Source organism: Thermobispora bispora DSM 43833 (genome assembly GCF_000092645.1).
Taxonomy (GTDB): domain Bacteria; phylum Actinomycetota; class Actinomycetes; order Streptosporangiales; family Streptosporangiaceae; genus Thermobispora; species Thermobispora bispora.
Map to the genome: position 1 here is coordinate 3849098 of NC_014165.1, position 17483 is coordinate 3866580.

Sequence of the window (17483 nt, forward strand, 5' to 3'; positions counted from 1 at the left end):
CGGGTGACGGGCACGGACACGGCCCGCCACTCCGACGGTGCGCGGGAATTCCGGGAATGGCTCCGCAGCGCATCCGATGAGCGGCTGCGCGAGCTCGTCACCGCGCGCCCCGAACTGATCAGCCCGGTCCCCGCCCATCTCGACGCCCTCGCCGACCGCGCGTGCACCCCGTCCGCGCTCGCCCGCGCCCTGGACCGGCTCGACCGCTTCACCCTGGCGGTGCTGGAGACGCTCGTGCTCCTGGGCGGCCGCGCCACCCGGGACGCTCTGCTCACCCCGCTGGCCCGCGCCGCCGGCGGCCTCGCCGGCGCGGAGACGGTGGGCGCCGCCCTGGACGAGGCCCTGGACCGGCTCCGCGCCCGTGCCCTGCTCTACGACGGCCCTGCGGGCACCGTGCTCGCCGCGCCGGGGATGGCCGAGGCGGTGGAGCCGCCCGCGGGCCTCGGCCCGCCCGCCGCCGAGGTGGTGCGGCTGCTCCATCCGGAGCAGGTCACCGCGATCCTGCGCGCGATCGGCCCCGGCGCGGGCGGTGGGGACGCACCCGGGGACACGGCCGGGGGCGCGGGCCCTCCCGGGGACGCGATTCCCGGTGACGCGGACGTTCCCGGCGGCGCGGTACGGCCCGGCGGCACCGCGGGCTCCGGGGCCGGGCGATCCGGCGCTCCGGGAGCCGGCGGCGCGGGACCGGGCGAGCCGCGGGACCGGCTCGTGGCGCTGCTCACCGACCCGGCGACGGTCCGCCGGCTGGCCGGTGAGGTCTCGGCGCAGGCCCGGGCCGTGCTCGCCGACCTCGCCTGGGGGCCCGCCATGCGGCGGCTGCCGGACGCCCGGCGCGCGCTCGGCACCGCGGCGGCCCGCTCGCCTGTGGAGGAGCTGCTCGCCCGCGGCCTGCTCGCCGCGGTGAGCGACGACACCGTGGTGGTGCCGCGCGAGGTCGCCCTGGTGGTCCGCGGCGACCGGTACCACCGCGACCTGCCCTGCCGCCCGCCCGAGCCGGCCGGCCGGAGGCGGGACCCGGCCCTCGTCGACCGGACCGCCGCCGGGCAGGCGTTCGCCTTCACCCGCGCGGTGGAGGAGCTGTGCGAGCTCTGGGGCGCCGACCCGCCCCGGGTGCTGCGCACGGGCGGCCTCGCCGTACGGGATCTGCGGCGGACCGCGCACCTGCTCGACCTGCCCGAGCGGCTCACCACCCTGGTCGTCGAGGTCGCCTACGCCGCCGGGCTGATCGCGGCCGGGGAGGGCGAGTGGCTGCCGACCGGGTCCTACGACGGATGGCGGGCCGGGGCGGCCGAGCACCGGTGGGCGGTGCTCGCCACCGCCTGGCTCGGCACGGACCGGGTGCCCGGGCTGGCCGGCGAGCGGGACGAGCGGGACCGCGCGCTCGGCGCCCTCCACCCCGAGCTGCGCCGGCCCGCGGCCGCCTGGGTGCGGGAGCAGGTGCTCGGCGTGCTCGCCTCGGCCGCCCCGGGGCTCGCCCCCGAGAAGCAGTCCGTGCTCGCCCGGCTCGCCTGGGAGCGGCCGCGGTTCCGGCCGGCGCTGCGGGAGCGGTACGCCGGGTTCGCCCTGTGGGAGGCCGAGCAGCTCGGGATCACCGGGCTCGGCGCGCTCTCCGCCCACGGCCGGGCGCTCGCCGGGTCGCCGGCCGACACCGGGCCGGCGGAGCGGCTGCTCGCCCCGCTGCTCCCCGAGCCGGTCGACCACGTGCTCCTCCAGGCGGACCTCACCGCGGTGGCGCCCGGGCCGCTCACCACCGAGCCGGCGCGCCTGCTCGCCCTCGCCGCCGACGTGGAGTCCAAGGGCGGCGCCACCGTCTACCGCTTCAGCGAGAAGTCCGTGCTCCGCGCGCTCGACGCCGGCCTGTCCGCCGACGAGCTCACCGCGGCGCTGGAGCGGCACTCGGCCACCCCCGTCCCCCAGCCGCTGCGCTACCTCGTGGCCGACGTCGCCCGCAGGCACGGGAGGGTCCGGGTGGGCGCGGCCGCCGCGTACATCAGGTGCGACGACCCGGCCGTGCTCGACGAGGTGCTCGCCGACAAACGGGCCGAGGGCCTGCGGCTGCTCCGGCTCGCCCCGACCGTGCTCGTCTCCGCGACACCCCGGGCCGAGCTGGTCGACGCGCTCCGGGCGATGGGGTGCGCGCCGGTCGCCGAGTCCCTCGAGGGTGACGTGCTCGTGGCGCGGACCGGCGGCCGGCGGACCTGGAGCCGGCCGGCTCCCCGGGCGGCCGGCTCGGGGCTCGAGCCCGAGGCGGTCGACCCCGGCGTGATCGACGCGGCGGTCCGGGCGCTCCGGGCGGGCGATGAGGCGCACCGGGCCCGCCGTACCGCGGTGGCCTCGCCGGACGGGGAGCCGCCGCGCTCCCCGGCGGGCGTCACCCTCGGCGTGCTCCGGGAGGCGATCCGGCGCGGGACGCGGGTGTGGATCGGCTACCTCGACTCCCAGGGCCGGCTCACCAGCCGCATCGTGGTCCCGGCCCGGATCGAGGGCGGGTACCTCACCGCCTACGACGAGACCCGGGCCGCCGTGGGCCGGTTCGCGCTGCACCGGATCACCGGGGCCGCCGAGCACGGTGGGTGACCCGGCCGGTACGGGAGTGATTCCGGCCGCCCTCGTGTTGGACTCGTGTTGGATGGCCGGAGGAAAGGGGGGACGGTGAACGACGGGCCGCTGATCGTGCAGTCCGACAAGACGCTGCTGCTGGAGGTCGGGCACCCGCTGGCCGACGAGTGCCGCAAGGCGATCGCGCCGTTCGCCGAGCTGGAGCGCGCCCCCGAGCACGTGCACACCTACCGGGTGACCCCGCTCGCCCTGTGGAACGCCCGGGCGGCGGGGCACGACGCCGAGCAGGTCGTGGACGCGCTCCTCCGGTACAGCCGGTACCCGGTGCCGCACGCGCTGCTCATCGACGTCGCCGAGACCATGGCGCGGTACGGCCGGCTCCGGCTGGAGAAGCACCCGATCCACGGGCTGGTCCTCACCGCCTCCGACCGGGCGGTGCTCGAGGAGGTGCTGCGGTCGCGGAAGATCCGGCCGATGCTCGGCGAGCGGCTGGACGAGGACACCGTGGCCGTCCACCCCTCCGAGCGGGGCAACATCAAGCAGGCGCTGCTCAAGCTCGGCTGGCCGGCCGAGGACCTCGCCGGGTACGTGGACGGCGAGTTCCACCCGATCGAGCTGCGCGAGGAGGGCTGGTCGCTCCGGCCGTACCAGCGGGAGGCGGCGGAGGCGTTCTGGCACGGCGGCTCCGGGGTGGTCGTGCTGCCGTGCGGCGCGGGCAAGACGATCGTGGGCATCGCGGCGATGGCGCTCGCCCGGGCGACCACGCTGATCCTCGTCACCAACGCGGTCTCGGCGCACCAGTGGAAGCGCGAGCTGCTCCGGCGGACGGCGCTCACCGCGGACGAGATCGGCGAGTACACGGGCGCGAAGAAGGAGATCCGGCCGGTCACCATCGCCACCTACCAGGTGATGACGACCAAGCGGAACGGGGTCTACCGGCACCTGGAGGTGTTCGACGCCCGCGACTGGGGGCTGATCGTCTACGACGAGGTCCACCTGCTGCCGGCGCCGATCTTCCGGATGACGGCCGAGCTGCAGGCCCGGCGGCGGCTGGGGCTGACCGCGACGCTGGTGCGGGAGGACGGCCGGGAGGGGGACGTCTTCTCGCTCATCGGGCCGAAGCGGTACGACGCGCCCTGGAAGGAGATGGAGAGCCAGGGGTGGATCGCACCGGCCGAGTGCATCGAGGTGCGGGTGACGCTCACCGAACGGGAGCGGCTCGCCTACGCGATGGCCGACCCGGACCAGCGGTACCGCTTCTGCTCGACCACGCCGGCGAAGACGCGGGTGGCCGAGGCCCTGGTCCGCCGGCACGCGGGCGAGCAGATTCTGATCATCGGCCAGTACGTGGATCAGCTCGACGAGCTCGGCGCGCACCTGAACGCGCCCGTGATCAAAGGGGAGACCCGGGTGCGGGAGCGGGAGCGCCTGTTCCAGGCGTTCCGCGACGGGGAGATCCCGGTGCTCGTGGTCTCGAAGGTGGCGAACTTCTCCATTGACCTGCCGGAGGCCACGGTCGCGATCCAGGTCTCCGGAACCTTCGGGTCACGCCAGGAGGAGGCGCAGCGGCTCGGCCGGGTGCTCCGCCCCAAGCCGGGCGGCGGGGGCGCCCGGTTCTACTCGATCGTGAGCCGCGACACCGTCGATCAGGAGTTCGCCGCGCACCGCCAGCGCTTCCTCGCCGAGCAGGGGTACGCGTACCGCATCATCGACGCCGGCGACGTGGGCGAGGAGGACCCGGCGAGATGACCTCGCCGGGGATGGCTCCGACGGGAATCACGTCCAGGAGATCCCGCGGGACCGTGGCAACCGGATCACCCCCTCGCGATCTGCCCCTCGCATCGATCAACCGAGATGCGGAATACCCTACTGCTACCGACAAATCACTCCAAATACTCCCATATTTACGGACATCCACAACGGATCGTGATATTCAGTTGATCTGCCGCCCGCACGTCGGATAAGCTCCTCGTTTTTGCGGCGCCGCTCAGCTCTTCGGCATTGTTTCCGTCGGTTAAGGAGCTTTTCCGTATGTCCGATACCGTGCTCGAGGCGGAGCGCGCCCATCTCGCAGCGTCACGGGCCGCGCTGCGCGCCATGCGCGAACACGCCGAATCCCTCTCCGCGGACGCGGCGGGCGACTGGGTCTCCCGGGAGGTGCTCCGGGGCCTCCTCGATCAGCGGATCGCCGCGCTCGCCGACCACCCGGACACCCCGCTCTTCTTCGGCCGGCTCGACCGCGCGGCCGGCGACGACCTCCCGCACACGATCTACGTCGGCCGCAGGCACGTCCACGACCCGGACGGCCGGCCCATGGTGATCGACTGGCGGGCCCCGGTCGCCCGGGCGTTCTACCAGGCGAGCCCGGCGGACCCGATGGGCGTCGCGCTCCGCCGCCGGTTCGGCTACCGGGGCGGCGAGCTCACCGCGTACGAGGACGAGCCGCTCGACGGCCGGCCCCTCGAGCAGAGCCGGATCCTCCTGGAGGAGATCGAGCGGCCCCGCACCGGCCCGATGCGGGACATCGTCGCCACCATCCAGCCGGACCAGGATGAGATCGTCCGCCGGGACCTGGCCACCACGGTCTGCGTGCAGGGGGCGCCGGGCACCGGCAAGACGGCCGTGGGGCTGCACCGCGCCGCCTACCTGCTGTTCACCCACCGGGAGCGGCTGACCCGGTCGGGCGTGACCATCGTGGGCCCGAACCGCGCGTTCCTCTCCTACATCTCCTCGGTGCTCCCCGCCCTCGGCGAGGTGACGGTCGACCAGACGACCGTGACCGAGCTGCTCGGCGGCCCCGCGCACCCGGAGGATCCCGCGGTCGCCGCGGTCAAGGGCGACGCCCGGATGGCCGAGGTGCTCAGGCGGGCGCTCTGGCTGCACGTGCGCCGGCCGGAGGAGGGCCTGCTCGTCACCCGGGGCATCGACCGCTTCCGGGTGCCCGAGTACGAGATCAGCGAGATCGTGGCCGCGCTGCGCGGCACGACCCGGTACGGCCCGGGCCGCGCCATGCTCGCCCAGCGGCTCGCCCACGCCGTGCTCGTCCAGATGGAACGGCGCGGCCAGGCGCCGGACGACCGGGTGCAGGACGCGGTGGCCAGATCCCGGCCGGTCAAGGCACTGGTCGACGCGGTGTGGCCGAAGCTCACCCCCGAGCAGGTGCTCCACCGGCTGCTCTCCGACCCGGAGTTCCTCGCCCAGGCCGCCGGGCCGCACCTGTCCCCCGCCGAGCAGGAGCTGATCCTCTGGCGGAAGCCGTACCGCTCACCCCGGTCGGCGAAGTGGTCGGCCGCGGACGCCGCCCTCCTCGACGAGCTAGCCGACCTGATCGAACGGACCCCCTCCCAGGGCCACCTCGTCATCGACGAGGCCCAGGACCTCTCCCCCATGCAGCTCCGCGCGCTGGGGCGGCGCTGCCGCACCGGGTCGGCGACCGTGCTCGGCGACCTGGCGCAGGGGACGACCCCGTGGGCGGCGCGGTCGTGGAAGGAGGTGCTCGAGCACCTCGGCCAGCCCGGCGGCGAGATCGTCGAGCTCACCGTCGGCTTCCGCGTGCCCCGGGAGATCCTCGGCTTCGCCGCCCGGCTGCTCCCCGCGATCGCCCCCGGCCTCGCCGAGCCCCGCTCGCTCCGCCCGGGGACCGGGTCCCTCACCGTCCGGCGAGTGCCCGACGTGCTCGAGGCCGTCGCCGGCACGGTGCGGGAGCTGCTCGAGCGCGAGGGCTCGATCGGCGTGATCGCCGCGGACGCGGCCGTGCCCGCGATCGCGTCCGCGCTCGGCGGGGCGGCCGCGGTGCTCGGCCCGGAGGCTCCCGACGACGCGCGGGTGCTGATCGTCCCCGCCACCGTCGCGAAGGGCCTCGAGTACGACCACGTGGTCCTGGTGGAGCCCGCCGACATCGCCGACGCCGAGGAGCGCGGCCTCGCCCGCCTCTACGTGGTGCTCACCCGGGCGGTGACCTCGCTCACCGTCCTCCACCGGCGGGACCTCCCGGGCCCGCTCGCCGGCTGAGCGCGTCCTCGCCGGCTGGAGCCCTCGCGACGGGGAGAACTTCCTCGCCGGCCGCCGTGGCCCCGTACGGCGGGGCGGCGCCAGGGCGAACCCCGCGACCACGACGCGGGAAGGTCGGCATCGGGCGGCGGATGGCATGGGTGGCCCGCGCGCACGCGGACGGGCTACTCCTATCGAGCGTTCGTCGTTCGGTAGGGGCGGATGGCCCGCGCGCACGCGGACGGGCTGCGCGGTGGGCGACGGACATCGGGGCCGCGGCGGGAGAACGGCCGGCCACCGGCGGAACAGAGTGGTGCGGGCGGGCCCCGGTCGCGGGCGGCCTCGGCAACGGAAAAGGGCGGTCCCCGGTGGGAACCGCCCCTGGACGCCCGTTATCGATCAGGCTCAGAAGTCCATGTCGCCACCGGGCGTGGCGTTGGCCTTCTCCTTCTCGGGCTTCTCGGCGATGACGGCCTCGGTGGTGAGGAACAGCCCGGCGATCGACGCGGCGTTCTGCAGCGCCGACCGGGTCACCTTGGCCGGGTCGATGATGCCCGCCTCGAACATGTCGACGTACTCACCGGTCGCCGCGTTGAGGCCGTGGCCCGGCGGAAGGCTGCGCACCTTCTCGACCACGACGCCGCCCTCGAGACCGGCGTTGATGGCGATCTGCTTGAGCGGCTCCTCCAGGGCCTTGCGGACGATGGCGGCACCGGTCGCCTCGTCGCCGCTCAGCTCCAGCTTGTCGAAGGCCTTGGCACCGGCCTGGAGCAGGGCCACGCCACCACCGGGGACGATGCCCTCCTCGACCGCGGCCTTGGCGTTCCGGACCGCGTCCTCGATGCGGTGCTTGCGCTCCTTGAGCTCGACCTCGGTCGCGGCACCGGCCTTGATGACCGCGACACCGCCGGCCAGCTTGGCGAGACGCTCCTGCAGCTTCTCGCGGTCGTAGTCGGAGTCGGTCCGCTCGATCTCGGCGCGGATCTCGTTGACCCGGCCGGCGATCGCCTCGGGGTCACCGGCACCGTCGACGATCGTGGTCTCGTCCTTGGTGACGACGACCTTGCGGGCGCGGCCGAGCAGGTCGAGGGTGGCGTTCTCGAGCTTGAGGCCGACCTCCTCGGAGATGACCTGGCCGCCGGTGAGGATGGCGATGTCCTGGAGCATCGCCTTGCGGCGGTCGCCGAAGCCGGGGGCCTTGACGGCCACGGACTTGAACAGACCGCGGATCTTGTTGACGACGAGGGTGGCGAGAGCCTCGCCCTCGACGTCCTCGGCGATGATGACCAGCGGCTTACCGGCCTGCACGACCTTGTCGAGCAGCGGCAGCAGGTCCTTGTTGGCGGAGACCTTCGCGTTGACGATGAGGATGTAGGGGTCCTCGAAGACCGCCTCCATGCGCTCCGGGTCGGTCACGAAGTAACCGGAGACGTAACCCTTGTCGAAGCGCATACCCTCGGTGAGCTCGAGCTCGAGCCCGAAGGTGTTGCTCTCCTCGACGGTGATGACGCCTTCCTTGCCGACCTTGTCCATCGCCTCGGCGATGAGCTGGCCGATCTCGGCGTCACCGGCGGAGATCGAGGCGGTGGAGGCGATCTGCTCCTTGGTCTCCACCTCCTTGGCCAGCTTGGAGAGCTCCTCGCTGACGCGCTCGACGGCGGCCTCGATGCCCCGCTTCAGGGCCATCGGGTTGGCACCGGCGGCGACGTTGCGCAGGCCCTCACGTACCAGCGCCTGAGCGAGGACGGTGGCCGTGGTGGTGCCGTCACCGGCCACGTCGTCGGTCTTCTTGGCGACTTCCTTGACCAGCTCGGCGCCGATCTTCTCCCAGGGGTCCTCGAGCTCGATCTCCTTGGCGATGGAGACACCGTCGTTGGTGATCGTGGGAGCGCCCCACTTCTTCTCCAGGACGACGTTCCGGCCCTTGGGGCCGAGCGTCACCTTCACGGCGTCGGCGAGCTGGTTCATCCCGCGCTCGAGACCGCGCCGGGCGTCCTCGTCAAACGCGATCATCTTCGCTGCCATAGGGCTAACCTCCCTGTCAGGGTGGCTTCAGCGGACCGAGCCGACGCCCGCGACGGCTTGGGTCCGGCTCCTTCGCGGACCCCATCGCCTCGATCCCGGTGATTGTCACTCTCGACCTTAGAGTGCCAATGCATGTATCTAGCACTCTACCCATTCGAGTGCAAGCGGAAGCCACTCTGACCAGCCGGTACGGCTCCGCGGAAAGAGAAAAGAGGCCTGGTCCGCACCGCGCGGTCCAGACCTCGTGTTCACCTCGGACGGGGGATCAAATGGTCCTCACGGCCTCCGCCTGCGGGCCCTTCCGGCCCTCGGTGATGTCGAACTCCACCCGCTGGCCCTGCTCGAGGGACTTGAAGCCGTCCATCAGGATCGCGGTGTAGTGCACGAACACGTCCTTACCACCGTCTACCGCGATGAAGCCGTAGCCCTTCTCCGCGTCGAACCATTTGACGGTGCCCTGCGCCACGTTATTACTCCTCTTGCCGTGCTGGAGACCATGACCATGACCATCGCCCCCAGTTTTTCGTCGATCACGACGACCCTACCGGGAGAATGCGCAGGGCGACAGCATTCAATGGGCTGATTTCCGCAAGAAGTTCATCGGGCGCGGGATCCGGTGATTATCCATCCGCGCCCTAACGAGAATGATTTCTGGAACGCACCGTTTCCGGCCGCCGCCCCGGGGGAAACGAGGAAGGCCCGGCCGCCGGGACGGTGAGCGGCCGGGCCGTACGGCTCAGGTTCAGCAGCCCCCGGCGACGGCGGGGATCACCGACACCTGGACCCCGTCCGGCGTCGGGGTGTCGAGACCCTGCGCGAACCGGACGTCCTCCTCGCCCACGTAGACGTTGACGAACCGGCGGATCTTGCCGTTCTCATCCAGAATCCGGGCGCCGATCCCGGGGTAGTCGGCGTCGAGCTTCTGCAGCACCTCACGGAGCGTCGCGCCTTCGCCCTGCACCTCGGCCGCCCCACCGGTGTACGACCGCAGAATGGTGGGAATCCGCACGGAAACGCTCATCTCAACTCGCTTTCGTGTCCGATGTCCAACAGGCCGATCAGTTGGCGAATGCCGTACGGAGCGCGTCGAGGGACGGGCGGATGACCGCCGTCGGGCGCGCCTGGCCGGCGACCACGTCGAGGGTCTTCAGCCCATCGCCCGTGTTCAGCACCACGGTCTCGGCGTCGGGGTCGAGCCGGCCGTCCCGGAGCAGCTTGCGCAGGACGCCGACGGTCACCCCGCCCGCCGTCTCGGCGAAGATGCCCTCGGTGCGCGCGAGCAGGCGGATCGCCTCGACCACCTCGTGATCATCGACGTCCTCCACCGCGCCCGAGGTGCGCCGGACCACGTCGAGCACGTACGGGCCGTCCGCCGGGTTCCCGATCGCGAGCGACTTGACGATCGTGTCCGGCTTGACCGGCTGCACCACGTCGTGGCCCGCCTTGAACGCGCGGGCGACCGGCGCGCAGCCGGTGGCCTGGGCGCCGAAGACGCGGTACGGCTTGTCCTCGACCAGCCCGAGCTTGATGAGCTCGCGGAACCCCTTGTCGATCTTGGTGAGCTGCGACCCGGACGCCACCGGGATCACGATCTGGTCGGGCAGCCGCCAGCCGAGCTGTTCGGCGATCTCATAGGCGAGCGTCTTCGACCCCTCGGCGTAGTAGGGCCGCAGGTTGACGTTGACGAAGCCCCACTTCTCCCCGAGCGGGTCGCCGAGCAGCTCCGAGCAGAGGCGGTTGACGTCGTCGTACGAGCCCTCGACCCCGACGATGCGGCCGCCGTACACCGCGGCCATGACGATCTTCGCGGCCTCGAGGTCCGCCGGGATGAACACGCAGGAGTCCAGGCCGGCGCGGGTGGCCGCCGCCGCGACCGCACCGGCGAGGTTCCCGGTGGACGAGCAGGAGAGCGTGCGGAAGCCGAAGGCGCGCGCCGCCTCGACCGCGATCGCCACCACCCGGTCCTTGAACGAATGGGTGGGGTTGCCGGAGTCGTCCTTCACATACAGCGAGCGGAGCCCGAGTTCGGCGGCGAGCCTGTCCGCCTTGACCAGCTTCGTCCAGCCAGGAGCGAGATTGGGCTTCTCAGCGACGTCCGGCGGCACCGGGAGGAGCGCGCGATACCGCCAGATGTTCGGAGGCCCGGAGACGATCTCCTCGCGGCTGATCTCACCGAAGTCATAGGCGACCTCGAGCGGCCCGAAACACTGCGAGCAGGCGAAGATCGGTCCTAGCTTCTCGAGGGCACCGCATTCACGACACGACAGGCCGATGGCACGGCCGAACTCACGGGTTTCGACATGCACCATGAAGGCGAGGCCTTTCCCTCATCTTCACTCCCGACCACCTTGGCCGGGAGCCGGAATTGGCACCTGTCCCGGCCGGCCTCGCGGATACGAGCACAGTCACCGGGAGGGTTGCCGGGGCTTCACAGGGCCGGTCCCTCCACCCCTCTTGATGAGCGATGTTCAATTGTCGATCACATGTCCGCCCGGCGGACGGCCTGCGGCGCCAGGCCGCGATCGCGCCGCGGAAAATCCCGCCCGGGCGGTGTGCCACACGGCGAAATCCGTGTCACACCTCAAGCACTGTACCCTTTCATCCCGCGATTTCGAGATGGCGTCTCATGATGTGAGAAATGCCGTCTCAGCGGTAGGCCTCCCCGAGCACGCTCTGCACGTACTTGCGGGCCTGATGGATGCGGGATTTGGCCGTGCCGATCGGGATGCCGAGCTGCTCGGCCACCTCCGCGTAGTCGAGCTCGCAGATGTCCCGCAGCACCAGCGCCTGGGCGAGCTCCGGCTTCTCCGCCTCGAGCGCCTCCATCGCGTCGAGCAGGTCGAGCCGGGAGCCGGCGATCACGCTCACCCGCCGCGGGTCCGGGCGCTGCTCGGGCAGCTCCTCGGCCTGCTCGGAGGAGCGCCGCTTCAAATTCCGGTAAGTCGTCCGCGCGCAGTTCGCGGTCACGATGTGCAGCCAGGTGCTGAACTTCGCCCGGCCCTCGAACCGCGAGATGTTCCGGGCGACGGCGAGCAGCGTGTCCTGCGCCGCCTCCTCCGCGTCCTGCCGGTACGGCAGCAGCCGCTCGCAGTGCCGTAGCACGTCGGGCTCGATCCGGCGGAGCAGCTCTCCGAGCGCCCGATGGTCGCCTTGAGCGGCCGAGCGCGCCAGAGCCTCGGTCGTCTCGTCCAGTGACATGCCGAATCAAGCCCTTTCAGATCACTTGACATGCTATTGGTGGCGTCTGGATTAATCTTCCGACATGCGCGCCCGAAGAGTCCCGGGGAGGCGTAGATGAGCAGCTCGGTGCTGATCGCTTCCAATAGGGGCCCCGTCTCATTCGCCATCGCGGAAGACGGTTCGCTGACCATGGCCAGGGGCGCCGGCGGACTGGTGTCCGGCCTGACGGAGGCGGTCAAGGGCACCGACGCGCTGTGGATCTGCGCCGCGATATCCGAAGGCGACCGGTACGCGGCGCGGAAGGCGCCCAACGGACGGATCGACAAGGGCGGCTACGACATCACCCCGGTGCGGATGCTCGACATCCCGCCCGCGACCTTCGACCGCGCCTACAACTCCGTGGCGAACTCCACGCTCTGGTACGTCAACCACCTGCTGTACAACACCTCGCTCGCCCCGCAGTTCGACACCACGTTCCGGCGGGAGTGGCAGGCGTACCGGGACTACAACGACGCCTTCGCCACGGCGCTGGCCGAGGAGGCGGCCCCGTGGGCCCGGGTGATGGTGCAGGACTACCACCTCGCACTGACCCCGCTGATGCTCCGGGAGCAGCGGCCCGACCTGCGGATCGCGCACTTCTCGCACACCCCGTGGGCCCCGCCCGAGTACTTCTCGCTCCTCCCCGACGACGTGGCCGCCGAGGTGCTCACCGGCATCCTGGGCGCCGACCACGCCGGCTTCCTCACCGGCCGCTGGGCGTCGGCGTTCATGGACTGCTGCGAGGTCATCCTCGGCGCGACCGTGGACCGCGAGCGCCGCACGGTCCGGTACGACAAGCGGACCACGCAGATCGGCGTCCATCCGCTCGGCGTGGACGGGGAGGCGCTCCTGGCGCGCGCCACCGCCCCCGACGTCGAGTCCCACATGGCGGCGCTCAAGGACCTCATCGGGGACCGCAAGCTGATCGTCCGGGTGGACCGGACCGAGCTGTCCAAGAACATCCTCCGCGGGCTCACCGCCTACCGGGAGTTCCTGGAGAAGCACCCCGAGTGGCACGGCCGGGTGGTCCACCTCGCCTTCGCGTACCCGTCCCGGCACGACCTGCCCGAGTACCGCGAGTACACGGCCGCGGTGCAGCGGTGCGCCAAGGAGATCGAGGACGAGTACGCCACCGACGACTGGGACCCGATCATCCTCCACGTGCGCGACGACTACGCCCGGTCGCTCGCCGCCTACCGGCTCGCCGACGTGCTCCTGGTCAACCCGATCCGGGACGGCATGAACCTCGTTGCCAAGGAGGGCCCGATCCTCTCCGAGCGGTGCGCGCTCGTGCTCTCCCGGGAGGCCGGCGCCGCCGCCGAGCTGGGCCAGGACTCCCTGCTCGTGAACCCGTTCGACATCTCGGGCACCGCGGCCGCCCTCCACGAGGCGCTGCTGCTGCCGGAGACCGAGCGCATCCGGCGGATCGCCCGGCTGCGGAAGGCGTCCACCGCCATGCCGCCCCGCCGCTGGTTCGAGGAGCAGCTCGCCGCCCTCGCCGCCCGCTGACGCCGCGGCGGCTGCCCGCTCCCCCGCCCCGCCACGGGCCCGATCGGCGGTACGGCACGGCCGCGCGGGCGCCGCTCACCGGTCCGGGCGCAGCGCGGCGACGATGGCCCGCAGCAGCCCGACGACCCCGTCCGGCCCGTCCACCACGATGTCGGCCTCGGCGGCGAGCTTCGCCACCTCGGCAGACCCGCTGCACACCCGGACCCCGGGGATGCCCGCCTCGGCGACCGCCCGGAAGGCGGCGAGGTCGCCGAGGTCGTCCCCGGCGAAGAGCACCGAGCGGGCCCGCCGTTCGGCGAGGAACGCGGTCAGGGCCTGCCCCTTGTCCATCCCGGGCGCGCGCAGCTCGAGCACGAACCGGCCCGGTTCGACGATGAGCCCGGTCCGCGCGGCGAGCGCGGTGACCGGCTCGGTGAGCGCGGCGAGGGCCGCCGCGGGATCGGGGCACCGGCGGGTGTGCACCGCCACGGCCCGGCCCTTGTCCTCGATGTGCACGCCGGCGTAGGGCGCGGTGATGGCCGGGAGCTCCGCGCGGACCGCGTCCAGCCCGGGCGGCGGGGGCGGCGCGGTGATCCGGCCGTTCTCCCACCGTTCCATGCCGTAGTGACCGAGGATGACCAGCCCGGGGACGTCGGCGAGCGACCGGCCGTCCGGGGCCGCGCCGAGCGCGAGCGCGGTGGCCGGCGGGCGCCCGGTGATGATCACGACGGCGTTGACGAGCGGGGCGAGATCGGCGAGGACCTCGGGGGCCTCGGGGTGGATCCGGGCGGCGTCCGGGTCGGGGACGATCGGGGAGAGGGTGCCGTCGAAGTCCAGCCCGATCACGGCGCCGGAGGGGTCGCCGAGCAGGGATCGCAGCCCGGGGTGGTCGGGGAGTCTCATGCGTTCGTTCCGTACCGGCGGATCTCCCGGCTCCTCCTGCGGGCGGCGCGCTGCCGCCGGAGCCGCTTCACCAGCATGGGGTCGAAGGCTAAGCTCTCCGGCCGGTCGATCAGCTCACCGAGTAACTGGTAGTAACGGGTGGCCGGGATCCCGAAGGTCTCCCTGATCGCCTGCTCCTTGGAGCCGGCGTGCCGCCACCACTGCCGTTCGAAGGCGAGGATCCGGCGGTCCCGTTCCGAGAGGGCGCAACCGTCATCGGCGGCCGGCTCGACGTCCATCCGCTCCTCCTCGCCGTCGTCGCTCGCCCGTCTTCATCGTAATGGGCGTGCCGGGGCTGTTCACTCCGCGGCCGGAGACGTAATGTCACCGGTGTGACCTCGATAATCACGCTGCTCACCGACTACGGACTGGAAGACGGCTACGTGGCGGCCTGCCACGGAGTGATCCTCGGTATCGCCCCGCAGGCCCGGATCATCGACGTGGGCCACCTCATCCCCGCGGGGGACGTGCGGCGGGGCGCGGCGATCCTCGCCCAGACCATCCCGTACCTCCCGGCCGGGATCCACGTCGCCATCGTGGACCCGTCCGCCGGGACCCGCCGGGCGGTCGTGATCGAGGCGGGAGATCGGATCTTCGTCGGCCCGGACAACGGCGTGCTCTCGTGGGCGGTCACCGCCGCCGGCGGCGCCCGCGCCGCCTACGAGATCACCAACCGGGAGCTGTTCCTCGAGAAGGTCTCGCCGACGTTCCTCGGCCGGGACCTGTTCGCCCCGGTCGCCGCCCACCTCTGCGCCGGGCGGCCGCCGGCCGACGTGGGGCCGCAGCTGCCGATCGACGACCTGGTGGTGCTGCCCGCGCCCACGTCGCGGATGCGGGACGGGAGCGTCGAGGGCGAGGTCCTCTCGGTGGACCACAACGGCAACGTGCAGACGTCGATCACGGCCGCCGATCTGGAGGCGCTCGGCATCCGGGTGGGCGACACCATGGTCGTCGGGCTCGGCCGCCGGCAGTTCACCGTGCAGCTCCGGGAGACGTTCACCACGGTCCCGCCGGGCGAGCTCGTGGCCTTCACCGACTCGGCCGGCCTGGTCGCGATGGCCGTCAACGCCGGCGACGCCTCGGAGCGCCTCGGGCTGCCGCCGGGCGCCCACGTACGGCTCTCGCCCGGCCGCTGACCGCCGGCGGGCCCGAAGGGCCGCGCTGGACCCACCGGCGGTGTGCGCTCACTGGGCCGGGGCGGGGACCTCCGGCCCGGCCTCGCCGGCGCCGACCACGTCGTGCGCCTCGGCGAAGTGGCAGGCCGCCGGGTGGTCGACGCCCGGCCGTACCTCGAGCGCGGGCACCTGCGACGCGCAGATGTCCTGGGCCTTCCAGCACCGGGTGCGGAACCGGCAGCCCGAGGGCGGGTTCGCCGGGGAGGGCGGGTCGCCCTGCAGGATGATCCGCCTGCGGTGCTCCCGGCCCTCCGGGTTCGGGACCGGCACCGCGGAGAGCAGGGCCTGCGTGTAGGGGTGGCTCGGGCGCTCGTAGATCTGGGCGTCCGTGCCCATCTCCACGAACTTGCCGAGGTACATCACCGCGACCCGGTCGGAGATGTGCCGCACCACCGACAGGTCGTGGGCGATGAAGATGTAGGAGAGCTTGAACTCGTCCTGCAGCCGCTTCAGCAGGTTGATGACCTGCGCCTGGATCGACACGTCGAGCGCGGAGACCGGCTCGTCGCAGATGATGATCTTCGGCTGGAGGGCGAGCCCGCGGGCGATCCCGATGCGCTGGCGCTGCCCGCCGGAGAACTGGTGCGGGTAGCGGTTGATGTGGTCGGGGTTGAGGCCGACGACCTCGAGCAGCTCCTGCACCCGCTTGCGGCGCTGGCTCTTGGGCACGACGTCCGGGTGGATCTCGAACGGCTCGCCCACGATGTCGCCGACGGTCATCCGCGGGTTGAGCGAGGTGTACGGGTCCTGCATCACCATCTGGATGTCGCGCCGCAGCCGCTTGAGCTCGGCGCCCTTCGCCTTGGTGATGTCCTTCCCGTCGACCTTGACGGTGCCCGAGGTCGGCCGCTCCAGGGCCATGAGCAGCTTGGCGAGGGTGGACTTGCCGCACCCCGACTCGCCCACGATGCCGAGCGTCTCGCCCCGGTGCAGGTCGAAGGAGACCCCGTCGACGGCCTTGATCGCGCCGACCTGGCGCTTGAAGACGATGCCCTGGGTCAGCGGGAAGTGCTTGACCAGGTCACGGACTTCCAGGATCGGCTCACCGGGTGCCGCCATCGAGGACCTCCCTCCAGTAGTGGCAGGCGCTCTTGCGGGTGCCGCCCACCGGCTGCAGCGGGGGCACCTCGGTCTCGCACCTGTCCCGGCGGTACGGGCAGCGGGGGTGGAACGCGCAGCCGGTCGGCATCTGGAGCAGGTTCGGCGGCGTCCCCTTGATCGCGTGCAGCTCCCTGCCCTTGAGGTCCACCCGCGGGATGGACTCGAGCAGCCCCTTGGAGTACGGGTGGGCGGGGTTGCGGAACAGGTCGTACACCGAGGCCTGCTCGACGATGCGGCCGCCGTACATCACGGCGATCTTGTCGGCGACGTCGGCGACCACGCCGAGATCGTGGGTGATGAGGATCAGGCCCATGTTGCTCTCGCGCTGCAGCTCGGCGAGCAGCTCCATGATCTGGGCCTGCACGGTCACGTCGAGCGCCGTGGTGGGCTCGTCGGCGATGAGGATCTCGGGGTCGAGCGCGATCGCCATGGCGATCATGATCCGCTGGCGCATCCCGCCGGAGAACTGGTGCGGGTAGTCGTTCACCCGGTCCTTGGCCGCGGGGATGCGCACCCGGTCCATGAGCTCGATCGCCTTCTTCTTCGCCTCCGAGCGGGAGGTGCCGCGGTGCACGCGGTACATCTCGGCGATCTGCCAGCCGACGGGGAAGACCGGGTTCAGCGCGGAGAGCGCGTCCTGGAAGATCATGGAGATGCCCTCGCCGCGGATCTTCCGGCGCTCTTCCTCGGGCAGCTTGAGGAGGTCGACCCCGCGGAACCGGATCTGCCCGGCGGTCACCCGTCCCGGCGGCATGTCGAGGATGCCCATGATCGTCTGGGCGGTGACGCTCTTCCCCGAGCCCGACTCGCCGAGCACGGCGAGCGTCTCCCCGGCGTTCACGCTGTAGCTGACGCCGTTGACCGCCTTGGCGACGCCCGACCGGGTGTGGAATTCGACGTGGAGGTTCTCCACCTCGAGCAGGGCTCCCGTGCCGTTCGCGCCGGAGCCGCTGCGCAGAGGCTCGGAGAGCATTTCCACCATGC

At 72.3% G+C, this 17483-nt stretch carries 14 protein-coding genes and 1 riboswitch; of the genes, 5 read left to right on the forward strand and 9 right to left on the reverse strand.

The genetic code is table 11. The annotated features are described in order from the left end of the window. Window positions 1–3: 3 nt before the first annotated feature. The 3 genes from TBIS_RS16380 to TBIS_RS16390 all read left to right on the forward strand — a co-directional run bounded on the left by TBIS_RS16380 (window position 4) and on the right by TBIS_RS16390 (window position 6570). Window positions 4–2577 (forward strand): helicase-associated domain-containing protein, encoded by a 2574-nt coding sequence (locus TBIS_RS16380; protein WP_013133518.1) that lies wholly within the window; start codon window positions 4–6, stop codon window positions 2575–2577. A 75-nt stretch (window positions 2578–2652) separates the two neighbouring features. Further along, window positions 2653–4308, forward strand: a complete 1656-nt coding sequence (locus TBIS_RS16385) for a DNA repair helicase XPB (RefSeq protein WP_013133519.1) — start codon at window positions 2653–2655, stop codon at window positions 4306–4308. Between the two features lie 282 nt (window positions 4309–4590). Beyond that, window positions 4591–6570 (forward strand): HelD family protein, encoded by a 1980-nt coding sequence (locus TBIS_RS16390; protein WP_013133520.1) that lies wholly within the window; start codon window positions 4591–4593, stop codon window positions 6568–6570. Between the two features lie 384 nt (window positions 6571–6954). Here the strand turns inward: TBIS_RS16390 and groL are convergent, their stop codons facing one another. From groL to TBIS_RS16415, 5 genes are all read right to left on the reverse strand, one after another. Then, complete coding sequence (groL, locus tag TBIS_RS16395; protein WP_013133521.1) at window positions 6955–8574, reverse strand: chaperonin GroEL; 1620 nt, start codon at window positions 8572–8574, stop codon at window positions 6955–6957. 265 nt (window positions 8575–8839) lie between these two features. Next, entirely contained in the window at window positions 8840–9040 is a 201-nt protein-coding gene (locus TBIS_RS16400; protein WP_013133522.1) for a cold-shock protein, read from the reverse strand. A 276-nt stretch (window positions 9041–9316) separates the two neighbouring features. Beyond that, on the reverse strand, window positions 9317–9595 hold the full coding sequence (locus tag TBIS_RS16405) for a MoaD/ThiS family protein (protein ID WP_013133523.1): 279 nt from the start codon (window positions 9593–9595) through the stop codon (window positions 9317–9319). 37 nt (window positions 9596–9632) lie between these two features. Further along, entirely contained in the window at window positions 9633–10883 is a 1251-nt protein-coding gene (gene thrC, locus TBIS_RS16410; RefSeq protein ID WP_013133524.1) for a threonine synthase, read from the reverse strand. A gap of 15 nt (window positions 10884–10898) precedes the next feature. Beyond that, window positions 10899–11038, reverse strand: a riboswitch (SAM riboswitch). A 182-nt stretch (window positions 11039–11220) separates the two neighbouring features. Continuing rightward, window positions 11221–11772, reverse strand: a complete 552-nt coding sequence (locus tag TBIS_RS16415; protein ID WP_013133525.1) for an RNA polymerase sigma factor — start codon at window positions 11770–11772, stop codon at window positions 11221–11223. A gap of 96 nt (window positions 11773–11868) precedes the next feature. Here TBIS_RS16415 and TBIS_RS16420 point away from each other — a divergent pair, with 96 nt between their 5' ends. Continuing rightward, window positions 11869–13302 carry an alpha,alpha-trehalose-phosphate synthase (UDP-forming) gene (locus tag TBIS_RS16420; RefSeq protein WP_013133526.1) on the forward strand — a complete coding sequence of 478 codons (1434 nt, stop codon included), beginning with the start codon at window positions 11869–11871 and terminating at the stop codon, window positions 13300–13302. A 75-nt stretch (window positions 13303–13377) separates the two neighbouring features. Here the strand turns inward: TBIS_RS16420 and otsB are convergent, their stop codons facing one another. Then, complete coding sequence (gene otsB, locus TBIS_RS16425) at window positions 13378–14184, reverse strand: trehalose-phosphatase (protein ID WP_013133527.1); 807 nt, start codon at window positions 14182–14184, stop codon at window positions 13378–13380. After that, on the reverse strand, window positions 14181–14462 hold the full coding sequence (locus TBIS_RS16430) for a DUF3263 domain-containing protein (protein ID WP_013133528.1): 282 nt from the start codon (window positions 14460–14462) through the stop codon (window positions 14181–14183). The genes otsB and TBIS_RS16430 overlap by 4 nt, the downstream gene beginning before the upstream one ends. 93 nt (window positions 14463–14555) lie before the next feature. Here TBIS_RS16430 and TBIS_RS16435 point away from each other — a divergent pair, with 93 nt between their 5' ends. Next, entirely contained in the window at window positions 14556–15359 is an 804-nt protein-coding gene (locus TBIS_RS16435) for an SAM hydrolase/SAM-dependent halogenase family protein (protein ID WP_013133529.1), read from the forward strand. 48 nt (window positions 15360–15407) lie between these two features. On the opposite strand, the gene TBIS_RS16440 is transcribed toward TBIS_RS16435, so the two are convergent. Together TBIS_RS16440 and TBIS_RS16445 are read right to left on the reverse strand one after the other, a co-directional pair. Further along, entirely contained in the window at window positions 15408–16457 is a 1050-nt protein-coding gene (locus TBIS_RS16440) for an ABC transporter ATP-binding protein (RefSeq protein ID WP_013133530.1), read from the reverse strand. Then, a complete protein-coding gene (locus tag TBIS_RS16445) occupies window positions 16441–17472 on the reverse strand; it encodes an ABC transporter ATP-binding protein (RefSeq protein ID WP_050760715.1) in 1032 nt (343 codons plus the stop codon). Before TBIS_RS16445 ends, TBIS_RS16440 begins: the two co-directional genes overlap by 17 nt. Between the last annotated feature and the right edge of the window lie 11 nt (window positions 17473–17483).

Coding starts and splice junctions, on each gene's coding strand:
- TBIS_RS16430 (WP_013133528.1), bottom strand. CDS start 14,462: ATGGACGTCGAGCCGGCCGCCGATGACGGTTGCGCCCTCTCGGAACGG.
- TBIS_RS16415 (WP_013133525.1), bottom strand. CDS start 11,772: ATGTCACTGGACGAGACGACCGAGGCTCTGGCGCGCTCGGCCGCTCAA.
- TBIS_RS16420 (WP_013133526.1), top strand. CDS start 11,869: ATGAGCAGCTCGGTGCTGATCGCTTCCAATAGGGGCCCCGTCTCATTC.
- TBIS_RS16405 (WP_013133523.1), bottom strand. CDS start 9,595: ATGAGCGTTTCCGTGCGGATTCCCACCATTCTGCGGTCGTACACCGGT.
- otsB (WP_013133527.1), bottom strand. CDS start 14,184: ATGAGACTCCCCGACCACCCCGGGCTGCGATCCCTGCTCGGCGACCCC.
- TBIS_RS16390 (WP_013133520.1), top strand. CDS start 4,591: ATGTCCGATACCGTGCTCGAGGCGGAGCGCGCCCATCTCGCAGCGTCA.
- TBIS_RS16445 (WP_050760715.1), bottom strand. CDS start 17,472: ATGCTCTCCGAGCCTCTGCGCAGCGGCTCCGGCGCGAACGGCACGGGA.
- thrC (WP_013133524.1), bottom strand. CDS start 10,883: ATGGTGCATGTCGAAACCCGTGAGTTCGGCCGTGCCATCGGCCTGTCG.
- TBIS_RS16440 (WP_013133530.1), bottom strand. CDS start 16,457: ATGGCGGCACCCGGTGAGCCGATCCTGGAAGTCCGTGACCTGGTCAAG.
- groL (WP_013133521.1), bottom strand. CDS start 8,574: ATGGCAGCGAAGATGATCGCGTTTGACGAGGACGCCCGGCGCGGTCTC.